The 21,088-nt window shown below is 72.5% G+C and carries 16 protein-coding genes; 4 read left to right on the forward strand and 12 right to left on the reverse strand.

What is annotated here, in order from left to right; genetic code table 11:
• Positions 1–17: 17 nt before the first annotated feature.
• The 3 genes from O7632_RS13585 to lpdA form a co-directional block, all read right to left on the reverse strand.
• The gene (locus O7632_RS13585) at positions 18–923 is read right to left on the reverse strand and encodes a TIGR01777 family oxidoreductase (RefSeq protein ID WP_278114519.1); all 906 of its coding nucleotides are present in this window, start codon (positions 921–923) and stop codon (positions 18–20) included.
• A gap of 190 nt (positions 924–1,113) precedes the next feature.
• Positions 1,114–2,913 carry a 2-oxoglutarate dehydrogenase, E2 component, dihydrolipoamide succinyltransferase gene (sucB, locus tag O7632_RS13590; protein WP_278114521.1) on the reverse strand — a complete coding sequence of 600 codons (1,800 nt, stop codon included), beginning with the start codon at positions 2,911–2,913 and terminating at the stop codon, positions 1,114–1,116.
• 18 nt (positions 2,914–2,931) lie between these two features.
• Entirely contained in the window at positions 2,932–4,320 is a 1,389-nt protein-coding gene (gene lpdA / locus O7632_RS13595; protein WP_278114522.1) for a dihydrolipoyl dehydrogenase, read from the reverse strand.
• 271 nt (positions 4,321–4,591) lie between these two features.
• Here lpdA and O7632_RS13600 point away from each other — a divergent pair, with 271 nt between their 5' ends.
• Positions 4,592–4,915, forward strand: coding sequence for a hypothetical protein (locus O7632_RS13600; RefSeq protein WP_278114524.1), 324 nt, complete (start codon positions 4,592–4,594; stop codon positions 4,913–4,915).
• A gap of 135 nt (positions 4,916–5,050) precedes the next feature.
• On the opposite strand, the gene O7632_RS13605 is transcribed toward O7632_RS13600, so the two are convergent.
• Positions 5,051–6,679 (reverse strand): leucyl aminopeptidase, encoded by a 1,629-nt coding sequence (locus O7632_RS13605; protein ID WP_278114525.1) that lies wholly within the window; start codon positions 6,677–6,679, stop codon positions 5,051–5,053.
• 137 nt (positions 6,680–6,816) lie between these two features.
• Between O7632_RS13605 and gcvT the strand changes: the two genes are divergently transcribed.
• On the forward strand, positions 6,817–7,962 hold the full coding sequence (gene gcvT / locus O7632_RS13610; protein ID WP_278114527.1) for a glycine cleavage system aminomethyltransferase GcvT: 1,146 nt from the start codon (positions 6,817–6,819) through the stop codon (positions 7,960–7,962).
• A 135-nt stretch (positions 7,963–8,097) separates the two neighbouring features.
• On the opposite strand, the gene O7632_RS13615 is transcribed toward gcvT, so the two are convergent.
• The 3 genes from O7632_RS13615 to O7632_RS13625 all read right to left on the reverse strand — a co-directional run bounded on the left by O7632_RS13615 (position 8,098) and on the right by O7632_RS13625 (position 12,342).
• Entirely contained in the window at positions 8,098–9,414 is a 1,317-nt protein-coding gene (locus O7632_RS13615) for a DUF2314 domain-containing protein (protein WP_278114529.1), read from the reverse strand.
• A 103-nt stretch (positions 9,415–9,517) separates the two neighbouring features.
• Positions 9,518–10,324, reverse strand: a complete 807-nt coding sequence (cobS, locus tag O7632_RS13620) for an adenosylcobinamide-GDP ribazoletransferase (protein ID WP_278114531.1) — start codon at positions 10,322–10,324, stop codon at positions 9,518–9,520.
• Positions 10,321–12,342 (reverse strand): bifunctional adenosylcobinamide kinase/adenosylcobinamide-phosphate guanylyltransferase, encoded by a 2,022-nt coding sequence (locus O7632_RS13625; RefSeq protein WP_278114533.1) that lies wholly within the window; start codon positions 12,340–12,342, stop codon positions 10,321–10,323. Before O7632_RS13625 ends, cobS begins: the two co-directional genes overlap by 4 nt.
• A 172-nt stretch (positions 12,343–12,514) precedes the next feature.
• Here O7632_RS13625 and O7632_RS13630 point away from each other — a divergent pair, with 172 nt between their 5' ends.
• Complete coding sequence (locus O7632_RS13630) at positions 12,515–12,715, forward strand: hypothetical protein (protein WP_278114535.1); 201 nt, start codon at positions 12,515–12,517, stop codon at positions 12,713–12,715.
• A 30-nt stretch (positions 12,716–12,745) separates the two neighbouring features.
• Positions 12,746–13,546 (forward strand): site-2 protease family protein, encoded by an 801-nt coding sequence (locus tag O7632_RS13635; RefSeq protein ID WP_278114537.1) that lies wholly within the window; start codon positions 12,746–12,748, stop codon positions 13,544–13,546.
• An 87-nt stretch (positions 13,547–13,633) separates the two neighbouring features.
• On the opposite strand, the gene O7632_RS13640 is transcribed toward O7632_RS13635, so the two are convergent.
• From O7632_RS13640 to murA, 5 genes are all read right to left on the reverse strand, one after another.
• Positions 13,634–14,632 (reverse strand): aldo/keto reductase family protein, encoded by a 999-nt coding sequence (locus tag O7632_RS13640; RefSeq protein ID WP_278114539.1) that lies wholly within the window; start codon positions 14,630–14,632, stop codon positions 13,634–13,636.
• 58 nt (positions 14,633–14,690) lie between these two features.
• Complete coding sequence (locus tag O7632_RS13645) at positions 14,691–18,005, reverse strand: WG repeat-containing protein (protein ID WP_278114540.1); 3,315 nt, start codon at positions 18,003–18,005, stop codon at positions 14,691–14,693.
• Positions 18,006–18,337: 332 nt separating this feature from the next.
• Entirely contained in the window at positions 18,338–18,742 is a 405-nt protein-coding gene (locus tag O7632_RS13650) for a cupin domain-containing protein (protein ID WP_278114542.1), read from the reverse strand.
• Positions 18,743–18,809: 67 nt separating this feature from the next.
• On the reverse strand, positions 18,810–19,421 hold the full coding sequence (locus O7632_RS13655) for a DUF3043 domain-containing protein (protein ID WP_278114543.1): 612 nt from the start codon (positions 19,419–19,421) through the stop codon (positions 18,810–18,812).
• Between the two features lie 162 nt (positions 19,422–19,583).
• Positions 19,584–20,939 carry a UDP-N-acetylglucosamine 1-carboxyvinyltransferase gene (murA, locus tag O7632_RS13660; RefSeq protein ID WP_347403573.1) on the reverse strand — a complete coding sequence of 452 codons (1,356 nt, stop codon included), beginning with the start codon at positions 20,937–20,939 and terminating at the stop codon, positions 19,584–19,586.
• Between the last annotated feature and the right edge of the window lie 149 nt (positions 20,940–21,088).

Below are 21,088 nucleotides of genomic sequence, written 5' to 3' on the forward strand. Positions count from 1 at the left end.
CTCGTGTCCCTGTATGGTCACGGACCGTCGGCGAGGGCGGCTCGTAGTGCGCCGGGCAGGTCTGGGTAGCGGTAGTCGAAGCCGGCCTGGGTGAGTACCCCGGGCAGCACCCGGGAGGAGCGCAACGCCTCGGTGGCGAACTCGCCCAGCGCCACGTGCAGGGCGAACGCCGGAATAGGCATGACCGCCGGCCGGTGCACCGCCGCGCCGAGCGCCTTGCCGAACACCGCGTTGGTCACCGGGGCCGGTCCGACCACGTTGACCGGGCCGGCGATGTCGTCCCGGCCCAGCAGGAAGGTCATCGCCCGCAGCCAGTCCTCCAGCGCGATCCACGGCACCCACTGGCGTCCGCTGCCCAGCTTGCCGCCGAGGCCGAGCCGGAACGGCAGCAACTGCGGTTTGAGCAGACCGCCGGCGTGGTGCAGCGGCAGCCCCGTACGCAGCCGGACCACCCGTACGCCAGCACTCTCGGCCGGACCGGTAGCGGCCTCCCACACCCGGGCGACATCGGCCAGAAAGCCCTCCCCGGCGGGTGCGTTCTCCTCCACGGGCTGGTCGCCGGTGTCGCCGTACCAGCCGACGGCCGAGGCGTTGAGCAGTACGGCGGGCCGGTCCGTGGCGGGCAGCCCGGCGATCGTGGTGGCCAACGTACTGGTGCTGTCCACCCGGCTGGACCGGATCAGTGCCTTATAGCCGTCGGTCCAGCGTTTGTCACCGACACCGGCGCCGGCGAGGTTGATCACCGCGTCCACCCCGGCGAGGGCGGCCGGATCCAGCTGGCCGGACGAGGGCGACCAGGTGACTTCGGCCGGGTCGCGCGCGGGCCGGCGGACCAATTGGACGATGTCGTGTCCGTCGGCCCGCAGCCGGCTGACGAGCCGGGTGCCGAGAAAGCCGGACGCGCCGGCCAAAACAATGCGCATACCGACATCTTCGCCCATGGGCGCGGGATCGGATGCGGACAGTGCCGATCCGGCCCGGGTGGCCTCGGTCACCGGAGCCGGTCGGACACCCCGTGGGGGCGCCGGCCGGTTGGTCGAGACAGGCGTCCGGGGCGTCGGCCGACAGGTCGGCCGACGCCCCGGACGGGGGGTGTCACTACTGCGGTGAAGGTCAGGACAGGCCGAGTTCCCCTTCGAACGCGCCGGCCTCCAGCCGTTCCTTGACCGCGGTCAGGAACCGCGCCGCGTCCGCCCCGTCGACCAACCGGTGGTCGTAGGAGAGCGCCAGGAACACCATCGAGCGTGGGGCGATGACCTCGCCCAACTCCGGATCGGTGACCACCGCCGCCCGCTTGACCACCGCGCCGGTGCCGAGGATCGCCGCCTGCGGCGACGGCACGATCGGGGTGTCGAACAGCGCGCCCCGGCTGCCGGTGTTGGTCAGCGTGAAGGTGGCCCCGGACAGCTCGTCCGGCCCGATCTTGTTGGTGCGGGTCCGCTCGGCCACGTCGGCGATCCGCCGGGCCAGTCCGCCCAGGTTGAGGTCACCGGCGTCGCGGATCACCGGCACCAGCAGACCCTTGTCGGTGTCCACCGCGATGCCGAGGTGTTCGCCGTCCGGGTAGGTGATGGTGCCCGCCGCCATGTCGATCGAGGCGTTGACCACCGGGTAGGTGCGCAGCGCCTCGACGGCGGCCAGGGCGAAGAACGGCAGGAACGACAACTTGACGCCGTGCTTGGCCTGGAAGTCGTTCTTCACCGTGGCCCGCAGCCGCGCGATCTTGGTCACGTCGACCTCGACCACCGTGGTCAGCTGCGCCGAGCTCTGCAGCGACTCGAACATCCGCTTGGCGATCACCGTACGGGTGCGGGTCATCTTCTCGGTACGGCCGCGCAGTGGGCTCGGCTCCGGCTTGGCCTTCGGCGGCTGGGCCGCTGGCGTGGCCGCCGCCTCCTGGGCCTGTTGCGCCGCGACCCGGGCCGCTTCGGCCGCCGCCAGCACGTCCTGCTTGCGGATCCGGCCACCGACTCCGGTGCCGCGTACGTCGGACAGGTTGACGCCCTGCTCGGCGGCGAGCTTGCGGACCAGCGGGGTGACGTAACCGCCGTCGCCGTTGGCGCTGGCCGGCACCGGGTCGGGCTGCGCCGCCTGTTCGGTCTCGACCGGCCGGGCCGCCGTCTCGGTGGCTGGTGCCGGGCTGGCGTACGACGCCCCGGCGGCCGGGCTGGCCGCTGCCGGCTGCTGCTCGGCTGGCGCCGACTGTTCGGCCGGTGCCGGTGCCGGTTCCGGTTCCGGCGTCTGCTCGGCCGGCTCCGGTGCGGTGCTGCCGGCCGCGCCGATCAGGGCCAGCTCCGCGCCGACGTCAGCGGTGTCGTCCTCGGCGACCTTGATCTCCAACAGCGTGCCGGCCACCGGCGAGGGGATCTCGGTGTCGACCTTGTCGGTGGAGACCTCCAGCAACGGCTCGTCGACCTCGACCGAGTCACCGACCTGCTTCAACCAGCGGGTGACCGTGCCCTCGGTGACACTCTCGCCGAGCGCCGGCATCGTCACCGCCGTGGCGTCGCCGGCCGGCGCGGCCTGGCCGCCGCTGGCAGCCGGGGCGGCCGGCTCCGCCGGGGGAGCCGGCTCGGGCGCGGCCTGGGCGGCCGGCTCCGGCTGGGGCTGGGGCTCGGCCGCTGCCGCCGGTTGGGCCGCCGGCTCCGGTGCGGCGTCGGCACCGCCGCTGTCGCCCTCGCCGGAGATGACCGCGAGTTCGCTGCCGACCTCAGCGGTCTCGTCCTCGCTCACCACGATCCGGCTGAGCACACCGGCGGCGGGCGAGGGGATCTCCGTGTCGACCTTGTCGGTGGAGACCTCCAGCAACGGCTCGTCGACCTCGACCCGGTCGCCCTCCTGCTTCAACCAGCGGGTGACGGTGCCCTCGGTGACGCTTTCGCCGAGCCGGGGCATGGTGACCGATACCGGCATATCTCAAGACTCCTCTAGTCAGGCGTGTGCGTGCAGTGGCTTGCCGGCCAGGGCCAGGTGGGCCTCGCCGAGAGCCTCGCCCTGGGTGGGATGGGCGTGCACGAGTGGTGCGACGTCGGCCGGATCGGCCTCCCAGTTGTAGATCAGCTGCGCCTCGCCGATCAACTCCCCGACCCGGGCTCCCACCAGGTGCAGGCCGATGACCGGACCGTCGACCACCCGGACCAGCTTGACGAAGCCGGCGGTCTTGAGGATCTGGCTCTTGCCGTTGCCGCCGAGGTTGTAGTTGTAGGTCTTGATCTTGTCCGCGCCGTACTGCTCCTTGGCCTTCGCCTCGGTGAGGCCGACCGAGGCGAGCTCCGGGTCGGAGTAGGTGACCCGGGGAATGCCATTCTCGTCGATCACGGCCGGGTTGCGTCCGGCGATCTCCTCGGCGACGAAGATGCCCTGCTGGAATCCGCGATGGGCGAGCTGCAGACCGGGCACGATGTCGCCGACGGCGTAGACGTTGGGCAGGTTGGTGCGCAGTCGTTCGTCGGTGAGGACGAAGCCGCGGTCCATCTTCAGGCCCTGCTCCTCGTACCCGAGGTTGGCGGTCACCGGGCCCCGGCCGACGGCGACCAGCAGCAGTTCGGCCTCCAGGGTCTCCCCGCCGGCGATCGTCACCCGGACGCCGGAGTCGGTGCGCTCGACGGACTCGAACCGTTTGCCGGTCTTGAACCCGATGCCCCGCTTGCGGAAGGCCCGCTCCAGGGCCTTGGACGACTCCTCGTCCTCGGCGGCGACCAGTCGGGGGAGGGCCTCGACGATGGTCACGTCGACGCCGAAGGAGCGCCAGACGCTGGCGAACTCGACGCCGATCACGCCGCCGCCGAGCACGATCGCCGAGGACGGGACCCGGTCGAGTTCGAGCGCGTGTTCGCTGGTGAGGATCCGCTCGCCGTCGACCTCCAGACCGGGCAGGCTGCGCGAGTACGAACCAGTGGCCAGGATCACGTTACGGCCGGTGTACCGGGTGCCGTCGACCTCGACGGTGTTCGGGCCGACCAGCCGTCCGGTACCTTCCACGTACGTGATCTTGGCAGACTTGATCATGCCCTGGAGGCCCTTGTACAGCCGGCCCACCACGCCGTCCTTGTAGCTGTTGACCCCCGCCATGTCGATGCCGACCAGATCCGCCTTGACGCCGAACTGCTCGGACTCACGCGTGGTGTCGGCCACCTCGGCCGCGTGCAGCAGCGCCTTGGTGGGAATGCAGCCGCGGTGCAGGCAGGTGCCGCCGACCTTGTCCTTCTCGATCAGCGCTACCGACAGGTCGAGTTGCACGGCACGCAGGGCGGCCGCGTAGCCCCCACTGCCGCCGCCGAGGATGACCACGTCGAAGGTCTCGCCGTTCGGCTCACTCACAGTTCACTCCCAGATCGCGTCACTGCTTTAGGAGGGGCCGTTCCACAAGTCGTCCCATGGAACGGGCAGACTTACCTCGGTCATCTTGTCACTTGTAGTGTCTGAACGCTCAACGAGGTGCCCAAGGACACGTCGCCGCAACGTAGGCTTGGCCCATCCGTCGATGCTCGCGGGTACCGGACAGCCGGTCCCAGCCCGGCCGTGACCGGCAGGCGGTCGGCCGGGTGACCGGGGGACGCGACGATCCGAAGAGTCGGGGAGGAGATCGCCGGTGGCGTGGTTTCGTCGGCGCAAGCAGTCGAGTGGGGCACCGGGAGGACGGCAGGCGAACCGGGCCGACCTCGACCATCTCGAAGAGTTCGTCCGCAGCCGTCGCGGGGTCGAGGCGTTCATCGAACCCCGTACCACGGTCACCGAGACGACGGTGATGCTCATCGCCTACGACGGCGAGTGGACGCGCCGCCGCGTCGACGGGCCGGAAGGCGCCCGGCGGTTCGCCCACAAGATGGCCATCCCGATCTACGACGTCGCGCTGGTCGGCTACCCGAAACGCATGCGCGACTTCAACGAACGGCGCAAACGGGCCGCCGGGTGACGCACCGGCGGCCCCGCGCGACGGGTGCGTCGACCAGCCGGAGCGCAGCCGACGACCCGAGTTGAGCCGACGCCAGCTCAGCCAGCCGACGACCCGAGGTGAGCCGACGACCGGCTCAGCCCGGCGACGACCGGCTCAGCCGTTCGCCGCGATGTCCTCCACCAGGTGCACGAGGGTACGCACCGGCACCCCGGTGCCACCCTTGCTCCAGTAGCCGGTCGGCTCGCCGGAGTGGAACGACGGACCGGCCACGTCGATGTGCGCCCAGGCCACGTCGTCGCTGACGAACTCCCGGAGGAACACCCCACCCTGCAGCATGTGGCCAGCTCGATCCATCGACGCGTTGACCTGGGAAATGTCGGCGACGTCCGATTCCATGCCCTTACGGACGTCGTCCGGCAGCGGCATCGGCCACGCCGGTTCACCGACCGCGTCGCCGCTGGCCTGCACCCGGGCACACAACTCGGCGGTGCCCATCACGCCGGCGATCCGCTTACCGAGCGCGACGACCTGACCGCCGGTCAGCGTCGAAGTCTCCAGCAGGTAGTCGCAGCCGTCGGCACAGGCCCGGGCCATCGCGTCGCCGAGCACCATGCGGCCCTCCGCGTCGGTGTTGAGCACCTCCACCCGCTTGCCGTTGAACATCGTCACCACGTCGCCGGGCCGGTACGCCGTACCGGAGGGCATGTTCTCCGCCATCGGCAGATAGGCGGTGACCGGGACGGCCGGCTTCAGCACGGCGATCGCCAGCATCGCCGCACCGACGGCGGCGGCACCGGCCATGTCCGACTTCATCTCCCACATGCCTTGCGCCGGCTTGATCGACACGCCGCCGGTGTCGAAGGTGATGCCCTTGCCGACCAGCGCGATCCGGGGCCGGCCGGATCCGGACTCCGGATCCTGCCCGCTCTGCGTGCCGGCCCCGGCGACGTCCTCCGGGGTGTAGCTGATGATCACCAGCCGGGGCGGTGCCGCCGAACCGCCACCGACGGCCAGGATCCCGCCGTACCCGCCAGCGGCCAGCGCCGCCTCGTCCAACACCTGCACCGTCAACCCGGCGGCCGTCGCCGCCGCGCGGACCGCGTCGGCGAACTCGGGCGGCCGTAGCTCGTTGGGAGCGGCGTTCACCCAGTCGCGACTGGCCGCCACCGCCGCGCAGACCGCGCCCGCGCGGGCCACCTCGGCCTGGGCCGCCGGGTCGGCGGCGTCGGTCACGTGCACCGACACCGACGCGACGGGCCGCCGCCGACCCGGCTGCGGCCGGGTCTTGTAACCGGCGAAGCGGTAGCTACCCAACAACGCGCCCTCGGCCACGGCCCGCAACGCAGCCGGGCCGTCGGCGTCATCCGGAACCGGCAACGCCAGCGCGACCCGCGCGGTGCCGGCCAACGCCCGGACCGCCGCCCCGGTGGCCCGGCGCAACGTCTCCGGCGCGGGCGCGGCACCGGCCGGCTCCGGGCCCAGCCCGATCGCGACCAGCAGCGGCGGACCGATGGTGCCGAGCGTGGCGAGTTTGACCACCTCGCCAGGCGAGCCGGTGGCACCGAGCAGAGCCAATGTCTGGGTGAGCCGACCCTCGAAGGCGACGGCGATGCTCTCCGCGCCGGTGGCCAGCAGCAGCGCGGGCGTGGTGCCCGACGAGCCGTCCGCCGTGGTCTGGTCGGCCGTCCCGTCCTGGCTGTACACACCGATGACGAGAGCGTCGACAGCGAGTTCGGCGGGATCGGTGTCGACCAGGTCCAGGGTGGTGGTGGGTGAAGTCACGCGGCGTCTCCGGCGGGCCTGGCCGGCCGCTTCGTGAGCGTGCCGGCATGCGAATCTCCGGCGCAACCTAACCCGCCGGACAGGGTGATGTCCCGCCGATGCTAACCACCCGTACGCCCGCAGGTAAGTTGCGACCCATGACCGAGGTGACCATGACCGTCGGCGACGGGCCGCGCCGATCCCCCCTGCACGAGCGGCACGTCGCGCTCGGTGCGAAGTTCGCCGCTTTCGGTGGCTGGGAGATGCCGCTGGAGTACGCCGGCGGCGGAGTACTGCGCGAGCACGAAGCGGTCCGTTCGGCGGTCGGCGTGTTCGACGTCTCGCACCTCGGCAAGGCCCGGGTCACCGGCCCGCAGGCGGTGGCGTTCGTCAACCGTTGCCTGACCAACGACCTCGACCGCGTCGACGCCGGGCAGGCCCAGTACACCCTCTGCTGTGACCCCGACACCGGCGGGGTTGTCGACGACATCATCGCCTACCGGCACGCCGACGACCACGTCTTCCTGATTCCGAACGCGGCCAACACCGCCGAGGTGGTGCGCCGGCTGCGTACCGCCGCGCCAACCGGGATCGAGGTCACCGACGAGCACACCGGGTACGCCGTACTGGCCGTGCAGGGACCGGCCTCCGCGCGCCTGCTCGCCGACCTGGGGCTGCCGACCGGGCATCCGTACATGAGCTTCGCCGCCGCCCCGCTGCCCGGGGCCACCGCCGACGCGGCCGCCGAACTGGTGGTGTGCCGTACCGGCTACACCGGTGAGCACGGCTACGAACTGGTGGTCGCGGCAGACCGGGCCGGGGAGGTCTGGGACGCGCTGATCGCCGCCGGAGCCCCGCTCGGGCTGCGGGCGTGTGGCCTCGGCGCCCGCGACACGTTGCGGACCGAGATGGGGTACGCGCTGCACGGCCAGGACCTGTCCCCGGAGATCACCCCGGTGCAGGCGCGGCTGGGGTGGGCGGTCGGTTGGCGCAAGGACCAGTTCTGGGGCCGCACGGCGTTGCTGGCGGAAAAGTCGAATGGCCCGTCCCGGCTGCTCTGGGGCCTGGAAGCGGTCGAGCGGGCGATCGCGCGCCCGGGAATGTCGGTGCTGCTCGACGGTGCCCGGATCGGTCAGGTGACCAGCGGAACGTTCTCGCCGACCCGCAAGATCGGTGTAGCGCTGGCCCTGCTGGACACCGCAGCGGTCCGCGAGCCGGGCGTCGAGGTCCAGGTCGACGTCCGGGGAAGGCTGGCGTCGATGCGGGTGGTCCGGCCGCCGTTCGTGCCGTCCTCCGTCCGCTGACGTCGCCGCGAGACGTCTCCCGGCCGTCGGTGCGTGTTCGGGGCCGGGTGGGTGTCTTCCGGCGGAGTCGGTGGGGAGTTCGGGGCCGGGTGGGTGTCTTCCGGCGGAGTCGGTGGGGAGTTCGGGGCCGGTCGGTCAGGCGAGTTCACCCCGGGCGTCGGAGCGCTGGTCCTGTGGGCTGAGCACCGCCTCGGTCCAACCGCCCTCCACCATCCGGTCGCCGGACAGCACCGCCCAGTCGACGACGTCGGCGGCGTCCACCGAGACCGGACTGCCGATGCGGACACCCGGGTCGCAGGCGGCGTTGACCGTACTCGCCGCCGCGATCCGGCCCGGGCTCGTCCAGCCGGTGACGCTCGCCCAGACGTACTCGTGTCCGTCCGGGGCGGGCAGGCCGTACTTGATCAACAGTTGGCCGTCGGCGGGCAGCGCGTCGGCCAGGAACCGGGCGCGGACCTCACCGAGGGACCGGCGGGCGGTGGCGATCGCCCGGGCCATCGCGTCACTGGGCCGGGCGTAGTGGATCTCCGGCTGGCCGGCGCCGAACAGCTCGCCGCAGATCCGCGCGAAATACCCGCTCGGGGGCGTCGACGCCGAATCCGGTGGGCTGAGGGTGAGAAACGAGTCGGCTTCCGGGTCGGTCGACGGATCGAGGGCGATCTGCAGCACCGCCGAACCGGCCGAGTCGTGCCGGTCCTGGTTACCGTACGCCACCGCGATGTCGTGCCCGCTCACCGGCAGCCGCACCGGTAGCTGGACGAAGGCCGGCAGGTCCGGTTCGGTCAGCGCCTCGGTCCAGATCCGCAGCAGCCGGCGGGCCACGCCGGTCATGATCGCGCCCCACGCCCGGACGAAGCGGGCGGGAACCTCCTGCGCCTGCAGTTCCAGCAGGCCGAACCGGCGAAGGCCCTTGGTGGTGAACCACAGCCCCTGTTCGCCGGGGGAGTAGGGCACCAGGATCCAGTCGACGAGGCGGATGCGGCCGGTGTCGTCCGGCAACGACCGCAACGCCCCGGCCGGGTCGAGGAACTGGAGCCCGAACAGGTCGACCACGTCGCCGCCGAGCGCCTCGGCGAGTCCGGCCGCGACGGCCCGACCGGCCCATTCGTGCGCTGGCGGCCAACCAGGGCGGTAGCTGGCCTGGACCACCGCGACGTGCGTCGCGGTCCGCAGCCGCTCCAGCTGGCCGCCGGTGGCGCCGAAGGCGGCCAGCAGGTCGGGCGGCAGGTCCGGCAGCTGCTCCACCGGCCGGGTCTCGACCGTCATCAGCGGGCTGCCGAGCATCTGACCGGCCAGATCCCGTACCGGGGCCGCGAGCCGGGTGCCGAGCCGGTCGAGGGCGTCGAGCGCGTCCGGGACCATCGCGTGTGGGGGCACGATCGGGACCAGGTACGTTGCGGTGAGCGACTCGGGTACTGGGACCGGCAGCAGCAGGTCCTCCGAGGTGGCCATGGCGTGCTCCCATGATCGTGCGGACTGGCGAGGTGAACGCTACTCCGCCGGGCCGTCGCGCCGGGCCAGGTTCGTCCCAGCCCTACCTGGCTCCGGCCGCGTTCTAGCCGGTGGCGACCAGGCCGAGATAGGTCAGGCCGGTGGTGGTCTCGACCCCGGCGCCGAGGACGTCTCCGGTCACCCCACCGAACCGGCGGACCAGATGCCGGAGCAGCATCAGCCACACCCCGAGCGCGACGACCACGACCACCGGCCCTTGCCACGGCCGGGTGGGTATAGCGGGCACCGCCACCGCCGCGACCACAGCGGTGCCGGCGGCCAGGGCCGGCCACCGCTGGGTGCCGGCGACCAACGCGCCGAGTCCGTCGGGGCGGGCCGCCGGCACGCCGTGCCGGCAGGACCAGGTCACCGCGAGGCGACCGGTGCCGGCCGCGACGGCGACCGTGGCCAGGACCGCCGGCCACGACCGGTCGGTGGGTACGGCGGCCAGCGCCACGGTCGGCAGCAGCAGCGCCATCACCACCGCCACCACACCGAAGGGTCCGATGTCGGGCCGGCGCATCACCTCGAGCGCCCCGGTCGCCGGCCGGTGTGAGCCGAGGGCGTCTACGGTGTCGGCCAGCCCGTCCAGGTGCAGTCCACGGGTGAGCGCGGCGGCGAGTCCGACGACCACCGCCGCGCCGACCAGGGCCGGAATCCCGGCCCGGCTCGACGCGAGCATGGCCAGCCCCAGCACCGCGCCCAGCACGAGGCCGACCACGGGTGCCACCGCCATCGCGACCGTCGCGGCGTGACGGTCCACCCGGCCGGGCCGTAGCGGCAGCACGGTGAAGGTGGTGACCGCGAGCCGCAGCCCGGCCGGGAGGTCGCGCGTCGGTCCGGGTCGGCCGGGCGGCTCGCCGCCGGTCACCGCCGGTCGGTGTCCTTCGCCGGGCCGGGTCCGGCGGGCTCCGGCTCGATGAACGGGGTGACCTCGGACTGGTCGTCAGCCTGTTCGTCGGAGTAGGCGTACCCGTTCTCCGGGGTTCCGGTCGGGTTCGTGCCGGGTTCGTCGCCGCCGGTTGCGTCGCCGGCCGCGCCGCCTGTCCGGCCGATGGCCGCGTCGGTGTCGGTGTCGGTGTCGTCGAGGACCGGTCCGCCGTCGTCGGTCTGGCCGAGGGCCGCGTCGGCGTCGTCCGTCGCCGCTGCCTGGACGGGCCGTTCGCCGAGCGCGCCGGCAAGGGCCAGCGTCGAGCGCAACATCGGTAGCGCGGCCAGCGATGTCACCCCCTCACCGAGGTCCAGCCGCAGGTCGAGCAGGGGCGTGAGCCCGAGTACGTCGGCGGCGTGTCTGACGGTCGGCTGCCGGCCGTGATCGGGCAGCAGGCACCAGTGCCGGGCCTGTCCGGCGAGGTCCCGGCTGACCAGCCCGGCGGCCACCCCGACCGGACCGTCCACCAGCACCGGAATGCGGTTGGCGGTCGCGCCGAGCAGAACACCGGTGGCGACCGCGATGTCGCCGCCGCCGAACTCGGCGAGCACCTCCCGGGCACTGCGGGTGCCCCGTCGGGTGCGGTGCAGTGCGTCACGCACCGCCGCGCAGCGGGTCATCCAGGCGTTGTCGTCGATCAGCCCACCGCTGGTGTGGACCCGGCCGAGGACGGCGGCGGGTTCCGCCCCGGTGGTCGCGGCGAGTACGGCGGCCGCCGCGGCCGCCGACCCGGCGCCACAGGCGGCGATCACGATCGCCTGCGCGCCGTCGCGAGCGGCCTGCTCCGCCGTCCGCCACCCGGTGGCGAGGGCGGTCTCCACGTCGTCGACGGGTAGCGCCGCTCCCTCCTCGATGGCGGCGGCCGTCGGGGCGGTGACCACCGTGACGTCGGCTCCGGCGGCGGCGGCGAGGTAGGCCAACGGTCCGACGCCGGTGCGGGCCTGCTCGGCGCGGCGGGCGGACTCCAGCGGGCTGTCGCCGGCGGCGACGCCGCCGTCGTGATCACCGTGGACGAGGATCACCCGCACCGCGTCCCAGGGCCGGGGCGTGGGGGTGTCCTGGGTGGCGGCGGCGAACGCGACGATCCGCGCCAGCGCGCCGAATCCCGCCCCCGGCTGGTCGAGTCGGCCGAGTCGGTCGGTGCTGGCGACGCCGACCTTCTCCGCCGGCATCGGCAACGCCATCCCCGGGGTGATCGGTGAGGGCTCCTCGATCGTGGCCGGCGGGGAGCCGGTCGAGCCGGCGGTCTGATCGACGCCGACCGGAGCAGCTTCCGTCCTGTCGGCCGCCGCCGCACCGACGGCCGTCGAGTCGGCGGGAGCCGGATCCGCCAGGGCCGTCTCCCCGATCGAGGTGGTGGGCCGTGCACCGGCGTGGACCGGCACGATCAGCGGCCCATCCGGCCCATCCGGCCCGCCGGCCTTGATCTCCACCGGTTGACCGGCGATCACCAGTACGACCGAGTCGCAGACGGCGGCCAGGGCCTGGTTGGTCGCGCCGAGGGCGTCGGCGAAGGCCCGGCCGACCGGAGTGGTCGGCACCAGTGCCAGGCCCACTTCCGGGCTGACCAGGACGAGCCGGGCCGCGCTGGCGCGGACGGCAGCGGCGAGATCGGCGATCGTGGCCCGGTCGTCGGCCGGCTGATGGGCCGGGTCGAGCAGCACCGTCACCCAGCCGCCCAGATCGTCGATCAACAGCGTCTCTCCGCCGGCGGCGGCGGAGATCAGTTCGATCAGGCGGCCGGGATGTTCGGCGGCTTCCTCGGTGTGCCACCGCTCGGAGCGCCGCGCTCGATGCGCCTCGATCCGCGCGGCCCACTCCGGGTCGTCCGGATCGAACGCTCCGGTCGCCACGTAACGGACCGTGGCAGCCTCGTCGACCAGCGACTCGGCGTAGCCGGACTTGCCGGACCGGATGCCACCGAGCACGAGAACGGTCTTCCACCCGTCATCGGACATGCCCGTACCTTACGGCTGGCCGTGGCGGCAGGTCGCGGGTGGTCGCACGAGTGGTGGCCGATGGCAGCGTGCGTGGCCGCGGGTGGTCGCGTCGGCGGTGGTGAACCGGCGCGGCTGACTGTCGGGCGACGAGGCTAGGCTTGCGAACGTCGTCGCCGAGGGGAGCTGCACCATGCCATGGAGTTGGCGGTACGAGGACGCGGACGGCCAGGCCGTGGACGGGCCGGCCGAGACGTTCGGCACGCAGGCCGACGCCGAGTCCTGGATCGGCCAGTCCTGGCGGGAGCTGGCCGCGGCGGGCGTCGGCACGGTCGAACTGGTGGAGGACGACCGGTCGGAATACCGGATGAGCCTGCAGCCGCCCGGCAAATGACCCGCCGGTGACGCACCAGCACGTGTGGACATGAACCAGGACGGCGTCCGCCCGCCGGTCGCTGGTGGCCGGCCGCGCCCACCGGCCGGAGGCTGGCGCCCGAGCCCGGTCTTCCTGCTACTGGTCGCGTTGCTGATCGGCAGCGGCATGCTGGCCTGGTCGGAGGGCCGGTTCGCCCGGGCCGCCGTCGTGGTCGGGGTGCTCACCGGCTGGCTGGTGTCGTTGTGTCTGCACGAGTACGCGCACGCGCTGCTGGCGTACCGGTTCGGTGATCGCGGGGTCGCCAGCCGTGGCTATCTGCGGCTGAACCCGCTCACCTACAGCCATCCGCTGTTGTCGATCGGCCTGCCGGTGCTGGTGGTGCTGCTCGGCGGCATCGGCCTGCCGGGCGGCGCGGTCTGGATCGACCGACACCACATCCCCGGTCGGCTGCGGCACAGCCTGGTGAGTCTGGCCGGGCCGGCGGTCAACGTGACGCTGGCGGTGCTGCTCGCGCTGCCGTTCGCCATCGGCGTCGACGTCACGGCGCGACCGGGGTTCTGGGCCGGGGTGGCCCTGCTGGGATTTCTGCAGATCACCGCCGGTGTGCTGAACCTGCTGCCGGTGCCGGGCCTGGACGGCGGCAACATCGTCGCGCCGTGGTTGTCCCCGTCCTGGCAGCGCGGCTACCAGCTGCTCGCCCCGTACGGATTCATTGCCCTGTTCGCGCTGCTGTGGGACGACCGGATCGGCGGGGCGTTCTTCTGGCTCGTGTTCGCCCTCGGCGACCTGGTCGGCCTGCCGTCAGGCCTCTACCACGACGGTCTGCGACTGGTCCGGTTCTGGTCCTGACCTCTCGCTTCGGTCCTGGCCGCTGCGGCACCGCCGGTGGGCGGACGTGGCCGGACCGCACCACGCCGCCCGCCGGCACGCCGCGACCTACGGCCGCCGCGCCGGACTGACCGTCTTGCCCGGGTCGCGTTCGACGATCGGGTCGAGCACCTCGTCGATCGCCTTGAGCAGCCCGCTGTCCAACTGGACGCCGCTGGCCTTGACGTTGTCGTGAACCTGTTCGGGCCGGGTGGCACCGATGATCGCCGACGAGACGTTCGGGTTCTGCAGCACCCAGGCGACCGCCAGCTGCGCCATCGACAGCCCGGCCTGGTCGGCCAGCGGCTTGAGACGCTGCACCGTGCTGAGGGTCTGGTCGGTCATGAACCGGGCGATGAACGTCGCGCCGCCGGACTCGTCGGTGGCGCGTGAGCCGGCCGGCGGGGGCTGTCCGGGCTGGTACTTGCCGGTGAGGACGCCCTGTCCGAGCGGGGAGAAGACGATCTGCCCGATGCCGAGCTCCTCGCTCGCCGGCACCACCTCGGCCTCGATCACCCGCCAGAGCATGGAGTACTGCGGCTGGTTGGACACCAACGGGATCTTCAGCTCACGGGCCAGCGCGTGGCCCTGCCGGATCTGCGAGGCGTTCCACTCGGACACCCCGATGTAGTGGGCCTTGCCGGAGTGCACGATGTCGGCGAACGCCTCCATCGTCTCCTCCAGCGGCGTGGCGTGGTCGAACCGGTGCGCCTGGTACAGGTCGACGTAGTCGGTCTGCAGCCGGCGCAGCGAGCCGTTGATCGACTCCATGATGTGTTTGCGGGACAGGCCCCGGTCGTTGGGTCCCGGACCGGTCGGCCAGAAGACCTTGGTCAGGATCTCCAGGCCTTCGCGCCGTTCGCCGTGCAACGCCCGGCCGAGCACTTCCTCGGCGCGGGTGCCGGCGTAGGTGTCGGCGGTGTCGAAGGTGGTGATGCCGACGTCGAGCGCGGCGCGGACACAGGCCTTGGCAGCCTCTTCCTCCACCTGCGAACCGTGGGTGATCCAGTTTCCGTAGGAGATCTCGCTGACCAGCATGCCGGAGCGGCCTAGGTGTCGGAATTCCATGTCACCAACCCTAGTCGCCCCCCGGGTGGCCAGCAGGGCGGCTGCCGGGAGTGCCGCCTCAGAGAACCGGTTTGGTGTCCGCCAGCAGCCGGTCGATTTCGTCCATCACGTCGCCCCGGCTCGGATGCACCGGATCGATCAGCGGTTCACCGCGTCGGTCCAGCGCTCCCCACTTGCCGTCAGGCCCGGCGATCAGGAAGGCCACCGGGTGGATCGCCATCGCCGGATGCACCGGCGCGACGATCATCCGGCCGGACCGGTCGACCACCCCCTTGCGCCCGCCGGCGTCGACGATCGCCAGTCCCTCGTCCGTGAAGCCGTCGATGTAGCGACCATCGGTCAGCGCGGTGGGGAAGCCGCCGTACCGGGTCGGGAGGACCGCACGACCGGTCTTGTCGACCGCGCCCCAGCCGCCACGGCGGACCACCGCCACGCCCCTCCGGAACGGCCGTACGTCGTCGTAGCCGGTGCCGATCACGACCGTGTCGTCGCGGTCGATGGCGATCCAGGCTCCCGTGCCGTCCCGGGAGACCCAGGCCAGCCCGTCGGAGAACGAACCGACGCCCAGGTAGCCGGCGGACGCGCCGATGAGCACCTGCCCGGACTCGTCGATCAGCTCCCAGCTCTGGACCTCAGGCCGGCGTACCCAGGCGACTCCTTCCCGGAACGGTTGGACGTCGGCGAACGCCGGGGCGATCACCAGATCGCCGTCGGCTCCGGCGTACCCCCACCGTTGCATCCGGTCGCTGAAGGTGGGCCGGGGTGGCCGGTGCAGCCGCAGGACCTCCTCACGGTCGCGGGGGTACGGTCCCCAGCCGTTCTCGGCGACCTTCGCGAAGACCGCGTCGAGCGCCAGCTCGGTCCGGGCGATCAGGTCCGGATCCTCGACCTTGCGCAGCTCCAGGGCCCGCTCGAAATGGTTGCACGCCTCCATGTAGCGGCCCTGGTCGTAGCAGGACCGACCGGCGTGCTCGTGCATCGTGGCGCGCAACCGGTCGGGCAGTTCGGACGAGTTCGCCTCCTCGAAGAGCCGGTCCGCCTCGGCGAAGTCGCCCCGCCACTGCAGGACGTGTGCCAGCCGCGCCTGCGCGATGGCGATCCGCCGCAGCTCACCGGTCGCCTCGGCGTGGGCCACCGCGAGCTTCGCGTCGGACAGGGCTTTGCCCAGATCACCGAGGATGCGGGAGACCACCGCGCGCAGGCTCAGCAACCGGGCGCGGGCGCCGTTGTCCGTGGCCGGGTCGATCTTCTCGGTGAGCCGGTCCCGGATCGCCCGCAGCTCGTCGGGGTTCTCGACCAGCTCGCGGAGCGTCTCGTGATGGAAACGCCACCGGTACGACGACAGCACCTGTTCCGGATCGGCCGGCACCGGTGCGACGGGCTCCGGTGGGGTGACGTCCGGCGCGTCGGACGGGCCATCCGGGCGGACCATCGGTGCCAGCATGGTCGGCGCGCCGAGCGCGGTGGCCGCGCCGGCCGCCGTACCCGCCACCGGCAGCACCGTGTCGGCGCTGGCGGGGGGTTCCGAGCGGGCCGGTTCGTCGTCGGTCGTCGGTGTCGACGTCGATGGTGTCGACGTCGATGGTGTCGGCGCCGACGTAGGCGGTGGAGTTCGGTCGGCGGCCGCCGCCAGTTCGGCCTGGTTGTCCGCGGTGGCGTCCGGGGCGGCACCGGCACGCGCCGGTGCCGGATCGAGGTCGGCGTCCGAAGGTCCGCTCGCCGGGTCCGCAGGCGCGACGGTGGCCTCCGGCTCGGTGGCCGGGGGATCAGCCGGCCGGGTCGGGGCGGGAGACACCGGCGCGGCCGGCGGCACGGACGCGGGCGTCGGCCCGCCGACAGGGGTACGGGATCCCTCGGTGACCGGCTCGGCGGGAGCCGGTGCCGGTCGCGGCACCGGTGTGGGCGCACCGGCCGGTGGAGACGCCACGATCGGTGCCGCGTCCACCGGGTCGGTCCGCTCCCGGACGATGTACGGCGGTGGAGCGTGTCGTGGTTCCGCTTTGGCGCGGACCACGTACCCCGGTGCGTCGGCTTCTGTCCCGGATGGCGCCGGCCGGATCTCGGGGTGCTCGCCGGTCTGCGCCTTGACCCGGAATTCCGGCGGCGGACCTGCCGGGGCCGACACCGGGATCGGCAGGTGCTCGCCGGTCTGGTCGGCGGCGACCACTCGGCGTGGTGGCGGAGTCGGCGCCGGGGGACGCCCGAGCGGCGGACGGGCCGACGGTGCCGGGGCCTCGGCCGGCGGCTGCGGGCGGGGTGACCCGTACGCGGCGGGCTGCCGGTACGGAGTCGGCTCCGCGGGCTGGGCCGGTCGCCCGTACGGCGTCGCCTGACGGTTCGTCGTCGTTGGTTCGGCCGGCGCCGCCGGAGGAGCGTCGTACCGCCGGTCGGCCGGTGTCCGGGGCGGTTCGGCGTACGGCGGACGGCGGACGGGACCCGCATGGCCTGCGGATTCTGTCGGGCGGACCCGGTAGACCTCGGCTGCGTCCCGATCCCGGGCATCGGGGCGGCCCGGTGGGGGCGGCCCGACGCGTCGCTGGTCTTGGCCGTGCCCCGACCGTGCCGGATCGGGGTGTACGGGATCGGGGCGTATGGGATCGGCGTGCTCGCGGGGGGGCGTGGCCCACCCCGGGAGACCGGCGCGGTGGTCTACCGGGGGCCGTCCCGGTTGGTCGCGACGATAGCCGTCCAAGCGCTGGTCCGCCCGTGGGTCCCACTGCTCGCCACCGGCTGGCGGCCGGCCGTGTCGGTGCTCCGCCGGCCGCCGCTGCGACGGATCGGTACGCCGCTGCTCCATCCGCCCGGTTGCGGCGGGTGGTTCCTCGCCGTACTCGCTGTGCGCCCGCGCCCGGCCACGTCCGTCGTGGCTGAACCAGCCGTCGTCGTGGTCGCCGCCGACGTACCGGTCGTCGCGTGGCCGACGGTCGTCCGGCCGGCGGTCGTCGCGGGGTGTCCGGCCGTCCGAGGGGTCGCGTCGGTAGATGTCGTCGCGTTGCCGGCCGTCGGTGTGGCCGTGGCGTTCGTTGTCGGACAGCGGTGGCGTCTGCCGCCTGGTCGGGTTCGCCTGATAGACGTTGGCCCGGCCCCGGTCGACTCCCGGACGGGCATCGGATTCACGTCGCGGCTGCCGCCTGGCTCCGCGGTCTCCGGGGTAGCGCTGGCCGGGAAGCGGCACCCATTCGGCGGTCGGGTCCGACAGCCATGCCGGCTCCGCCGGCCGGCGGTCACGGCCGCGCCGCATCGCCTCCCAGCGGTCGTCGTCCCACTCGTCGTCGCGGTGGTCGTCGCGGTGGTCGTCGTCCGGCCGCTCGCCAGCGGGGCCGTCCTCCCAACGCCACGCCTGCCAGCGGCGGTCGAAATAGCCTTCGCTCACGCCGGCACCTCACGGTGCGCGTCCACCCGGGTTGCCCGCCGGGCGTGGCGGGACGGGGCGGTGCGCCGGGCACGGCAGAACCGGGGAGACGGTTCACGTGGCTCGCTCACGGCGATGTCACCTCGTCGAATACTCGCTGAGCAACCGTGGCAACCCGATAGAGTCCCCGGCCCGGTGCAGCATGGTTGCGGAAGGAGGGTAGCGGCGCGGACTCGGTCGACGCCACCGAACCGCCCGCACTGCGGCAAAACAAATGTTCCCGAATTCGGTCGCCCGCCTTCGGCGAGATCGGAATCGGGCGGTCGTCGGGCCGTCGCCGCCCGGTCGCCGGCTCAGCGATGCTTCATGATCAGTACGGCCGAGGTGCCCGGCTCCAACGCCTGGTAGACATGCGGCTGGTTAGCGGGGAAAGCGGCGTAGTCGCCCGGAGCGAGCACGACGGGCTCGTTCGTCGGCCCGGTACGGATCCGTCCGCTGGACACCACCAGGTGCTCCACGGTGCCCGGCAGGTGACCGGCCGCCTCGCGGGCCGGGCCGGGTTCGACCTGGATGAGGTAGATGTCCCGCCGGGAATGCCCGGGCGCGGCCGACAGTAGGGTGCCGACGAAATCGGCGTGTTCGGAACGCTGACCTTGCCCGTCACCGGCTCGGACCACCCGTACGGCGGCACTGGGCGGCTCCACGAGCCGGCTGAACGGTACGCCGAGCGCGACCGCGAGGGACCAGAGCGTTTCCACGCTCGGGTTGCCGGATCCTGCCTCGTCGAGCGTGCCTGGGCCAAGCAGATCTTCGTGCCTGGGTCGATCAGAATTTGTCGCCCAGCTGCACCCGGGGGACCGGGGTCCGCATCCGGCGGAACGTCATCGCCCGCATGATCGCGTAGAAGTAGATCCCGCCCATCCGCTCGGTCGACTTCGGGAACCGCTGCCGCACCAGCTTGCCGATCCGCCGGGAGATCAGCACCGAATCGACCACCACTAGTACCGCCAGGGTGACCCAGAGGACGTTGGACGCCAGCTGGACCGCTGGTGGCATGGTCGGTCCCGAACCGATCAGCACCAGCAGCGCGCCGCCGAAGAACCAGGTGCCGACGGTACGGCGGGAGTCGACCACGTCGCGGGCCAGCCCACGCTCGGGGGCACGGTCCCGAGGTCCACCCTCCCGCCGGAACTCCTCCGAGATCGCCGCCCGCCGGGCCCGACGCTGCTCGCGGGCTTCCTGCTTGGTCAGCGGTTTGGCGTCCCCGGCAGGCCGACGACCGGCGGCGGGGCGTTTGGGGGTGACCACGCCGAGTTCTTTCTTGCTCGGCGTGTATCCCTTGGGGTGGCTGGAGGCGTGCTCAGGCTCCGGGACGGTGTCCTCGGGGTGATCGGCTTCCACGACGGCGGCGGACTTGCGGCGAAACAGCGACGGCACGGGGTGAAGGGTAGCCAACCACCGCCACCACCCGCACCTTCGCACCCGGTGGGTGACGATCCACAGGGTGACCGGCCAGCTGGCACGCAGGTGCGGGTGGTACGGACGGATCGGCCTGGTCGGGCTGGTCGGGCTGTCTGACCGGTCGGGCTGTCTGACCGGTCAGGGCCGCTCGACGAGGGCGCCGAGGTCGGCCAGCTTGGCCTCGAAGTCCTCGTACCCCCGGTTGATCAGGTCGACGCCGTACACCCGGGAGGTGCCCTCGGCGGCGAGCGCCGCGATCAGGTGGCTGAACCCGGCGCGCAGATCCGGGATGACCAGGTCGGCGGCGTGCAGCTTGCTCGGGCCGGCGATGACCGCCGAGTGCTTGAAGTTGCGCCGACCGAACCGGCACGGGGTGCCGCCCAGGCACTCGCGGTAGACCTGGATCGTCGCGCCCATCGTGTTGAGCGCCTCGGTGTAGCCCAGCCGCTGCTCGTACACCGTCTCGTGGACGATCGACAGCCCACGGGCCTGGGTCAGGGCGACCACCAGTGGCTGCTGCCAGTCGGTCATGAAGCCGGGGTGCACGTCGGTTTCGAGGGCGACCGCCCGCAGTTCGTTGCCGGGGTGCCAGAAGCGGATGCCGCCTTCCTGGCCGGTGCTGCCGACCCGGGGCGGACGGGCGTCGGTGACCTCGTAGGCGCCGCCGACCGAGCGGAACACGTTGAGGAAGGTCATCATGTCGGCCTGCTGCGCGCCGAGGACGTTGACGTCGCCGCCGGTGGCCAGCGCCGCCGCCGCCCAGCTGGCCGCCTCGATCCGGTCCGGGATCGGCCGGTGCGAATAGCCGCCGAGGCGGGGTACGCCGTGGATCTCGATGACTCGGTCGGTGTGCACCTTGATGATCGCGCCCATTTTCTGCATGACGCAGATCAGGTCGATGATCTCCGGCTCGACCGCCGCGTTGCGCAGCTCGGTGACGCCGTCGGCCAGCACCGCCGTCAACAGCACCTGCTCGGTGGCGCCGACGCTCGGGTACGGCAGCTCGAACTTGGTGCCGTGCAGCCCGTTGGGCGCGGTCAGGTGCAGACCTTGCGGGGTCTTTTCGACGACCGCGCCGAATTCGCGCAGCGCCTGCATGTGGAAGTCGATCGGCCGGGGACCGATATGGCAGCCGCCCAGGTCCGGGATGAACGCGTGGCCGAGTCGGTGCAGCAGCGGACCGCAGAACAGGATCGGGATCCGGCTGGAACCGGCGTGCACGTTGATCTGGTCGAACGAGGCGCTTTCCACGTTGGCCGGGTCGAGGACCAGTTCGCCGTCCTCGGCGCCGTCGCTGACCTTGACCCCGTGCAGTTCGAGCAGACCACGGACGACTTCGACGTCACGGATCCGTGGCACGTCGTAGAGCCGGCTCGGCTCGTCGCCCAACAATGCGGCCACCATCGCCTTGGAGACGAGATTCTTGGCGCCTCGGACCCGGATCTGGCCGTGCAGCGGAGTGCCGCCATGCACGATCAGGACGTCGTCGGTCAACGAAACCTCCAGCGCGTCGATGCTGCCGTCGTATAGGGGTGTGGAGCTGGACCGGCAGGTACGCCAAAACGTGTCCCGGCCGGTGGCGGGCGAAACCAACGGATCCGCGAACGGGTCAGCGGTCGGTGGACCTCAGGTCACGGCCGAGG

It is taken from the genome of Solwaraspora sp. WMMD406, assembly GCF_029626025.1.
Taxonomy (GTDB): Bacteria; Actinomycetota; Actinomycetes; order Mycobacteriales; family Micromonosporaceae; genus Micromonospora_E.